At 54.3% G+C, this 2,976-nt stretch carries 3 protein-coding genes; 1 reads left to right on the top strand and 2 read right to left on the bottom strand.

Going from position 1 to position 2,976, the window contains the following annotated elements:
* Both ABJQ89_RS00705 and ABJQ89_RS00700 read right to left on the bottom strand, forming a co-directional pair.
* Positions 1-1,323, bottom strand: a 1,323-nt coding sequence (locus ABJQ89_RS00705) for a VCBS repeat-containing protein (RefSeq protein ID WP_348494361.1), incomplete at its 3' end; no start/stop codon positions are given.
* Positions 1,313-2,497 carry an ROK family transcriptional regulator gene (locus ABJQ89_RS00700; RefSeq protein ID WP_348494360.1) on the bottom strand — a complete coding sequence of 395 codons (1,185 nt, stop codon included), beginning with the start codon at positions 2,495-2,497 and terminating at the stop codon, positions 1,313-1,315. The genes ABJQ89_RS00705 and ABJQ89_RS00700, both read right to left, overlap by 11 nt.
* Before the next feature lie 177 nt (positions 2,498-2,674).
* Here ABJQ89_RS00700 and ABJQ89_RS00695 point away from each other — a divergent pair.
* Positions 2,675-2,976 (top strand): substrate-binding domain-containing protein (locus ABJQ89_RS00695; RefSeq protein WP_348494359.1); only part of this gene is annotated, 302 nt, incomplete at its 3' end.

The raw sequence follows: 2,976 nt of genomic DNA, 5'->3' as shown, positions 1-2,976 counted from the left end.
CTTGGTTTTTACTTCGATAAAGGCGCCGATTGCATTCGGATTTGTGCCAGTTTGCGCTAGGCGAACAGAAAGCCACGTGCCTTTGCTTGACGATGCGTTCTGGAAGACTTCGAGCGGGGCGCGCCGGTTTATCACGGCAAGGTCTAGCAATCCGTCGTTGTTGAAATCAACAACCGCTGCGCCGCGCGAGCGTTCCATACTCGCAACGCCAGCGTCGGCGGAGGCTTCTGTGAAACGGCCATCGGCGTTTTGCATGAGCAGAGAGTTTGGATCTTGCATCGCAGCGACGGGCATTTGTTCAACATTGCCTTTGGTGACAAAAATATCGTCGCGCCCGTCGTTGTTGACGTCGGCAAATTGCGCGTGCCAACCCGTTGAGGGGCGTCCATCGCCACCGACATGAGGGCGATGCGCTGTGGTGCCAAAGTCATAGGTCGCATCGCGCCAATTGGGCTGCCCCTCGGTGCTATCGAAAATTTGCAATTTTTGATCTCCCATGGAGGTCAGATAAACCTCTGGCAGACCGTCACCCGTTAAATCACGCGAGGCGATGCCCATGCCCCAGATCGCGAAATCGCGCCATCCATCTTCTGCTCCATAGAGGCGCGGCTTCGGATCAAATGTCCACATTTGCTCGCTACCGCCGCGCACGTAGTAGTGGCGGTCATTGGAAATGCGCAGGTCGGCATGGCCGTTTCTGTTCCAGTCTGAAAACAGGATCGACAGGGTGCAAAATCCAGGTTCAAGCGAGATGGGATCGCCATATTGATCGCCATTTGGGCGATAGAGTTGGGTCGCATCGCATGCCTCAAATGGGCCATCGGGATCGCCGCGATCAACATAGGTTCCGAAGGCGAGCGTCGGAAGTGTTTCGCCCTGTTCCCAAGTCGCAGAAAATGCGGTGGTCCAGTGATCGCTGGATTGAAAATTTAGGGTTTCGAATGGGGCAAAGTTACAATTCCCTGTGCCGCGTAGGATCATGTCAGCGCCGACGCGTAAAATGGCGATGTCCAGAATACCGTCGCTGTCGATATCAATGGGATAGGCGCCGGTTACCCCAGTCAAAGCGAGAGCATCAGGTGTGCCTTCTTTAAACGCGATGTTTGCTGATGAGGTGTTGATCAGCAATTGAGATGGGTTCGTCCCGCCGGCCGCAAAGAGGTCGGGAAAGTTGTCATTATTGCAATCAAAAACCGCGAGTCCGCCGCCCACAAAATGCTCCCAGCCGCCTGCATAGACATGCTTGGGGACTGAGACCGGATCGAAAGCTAACTCAGCTTGAGCCGCCATAGGCAAAAGGCACAGTACAAGACTAAGTCGCATTCTTCCCAAGCTCCTGAACTTTGAGCGCCGAGACCTGATCGATCCCCATCGCAGCTGCGCCGCGCGCCCACATTTTGTCGGAATAATGATGCACCCGAATATCGGGCAGCGGGGCGTCTACATTTACCACATTGCGGGCAACGCGCCCGAGCACATCATCGCTGCACAAATGTGCAATTCGATGTTTCGCACCCGTCAAAACGATCCGTTCTGGATCAAATAGATTAATAAGGTTGGCGAGGCCCATCGCGAAAAATTCGCCTGTTTGGTCCAGAATGGATTGCGCAGCTGGATCGCCTGCGTCCGCTGCGTCAACAACGTCTTTCACGGCTGTGATGTTCTTTTGGCCAAGCTTTTCTTCGGCTTCACGCAAAATCGCATAGCCGCCGACATAGGCTTCCAGACAACCGCGTTGACCGCACTGACACAGCGCGCCGTTGATCGCGACTTTGGTATGCCCAAACTCTGCGCCGCAGCCCCGTTGTCCACGATACAGTCTGCCATCCAACACGATCCCAAGACCGACGCCATGTTCCACGGTGACAACTAGGAAATTCTCGAGGCCCTTTGCCTCTCCGAACAACTGTTCTGCCTTGGCGGCGAGGTTAGCGTCGTTATCGACAAACGCAGGGTAGGGCAGGTGTTCCTCTAGGAGCGAGCCGAAATCAACATTGCGCTCGGTGAGCGAGGAGGACCAATGCACATACCGCGTGCTCCAGTCGATTTGACCGGCAAGGCCAATAGAAAGACCCGCAACGCTATCGGTGCCACCCTCGATGTCTTTGCATGTGTCTTCCACCGCGCGCGCGATGGTTTTGACCAATGTCATCGGATCCATCGGGGATGCGCTTAGCTCGAGATTGCTGTGCGCCACCTCGGTGCCGTCCCAATCCAGAATGAGAATGGACATATCCTTGCGGGTGATTTTGATGCCTGCCACATGAAAGCGGGCCTGCGCCATGCGAAGTGCAACGCGTGGGCGACCGCGCTTGGAATTGTCACTTTCGCTTGCGGCGACTTCCTCGATCAATCCGCCTGACATCAGACCCGAGGTCACAAAAGTGACGGTCGCCGGGCTCAATCTGAGCGCCGCGGCGATGTCAGTTCGTGATGCCTCCCCACGTTCGCGAATGCAGTTCAACACGCGCAAACGAGTCACTGCTCGCGCGTCCATCAGCTCTACATCCTTGTACCTGCGAGGTTTTACCTGTCCCGATTCTTTATTCATTTCATTACACTAACCGATTTTTTCTGGTTTTGATTATATTTTTTTCACTGACTGAAATAATTATGATACGAAATTTAGGAGGCCAGTACGAATCACTTCGTTGGCCGTTCTAGGGAGGAAAGTATGAAACGTTTACTAAGTCTATCCGCAGCAGCAGTCCTTTTGGGCTCAACTGCATTTGCCGACGTTACTGTTGGCGTGAGCTGGTCGAATTTTCAGGAAGAACGCTGGAAGACCGATGAAGCTGCGATCGTAGGTGCGCTCGAAGCAGCGGGTGCAAAATATGTATCTGCAGACGCTCAGTCGTCTTCATCCAAGCAACTTTCAGACGTCGAGAGCCTGATCGCTCAAGGCGTCGACGCGTTGATCATCTTGGCACAAGACGCTCAGGCGATTGGACCAGCAGTTCAAGCCGCAGCAGATGA

Origin of the sequence: Planktotalea sp. (genome assembly GCF_039984035.1) — a bacterium.
Taxonomy (GTDB): domain Bacteria; phylum Pseudomonadota; class Alphaproteobacteria; order Rhodobacterales; family Rhodobacteraceae; genus Planktotalea.
Note: the sequence above shows the minus strand (reverse complement) of the source record. Positions and strands in the feature narration are given on the sequence as shown.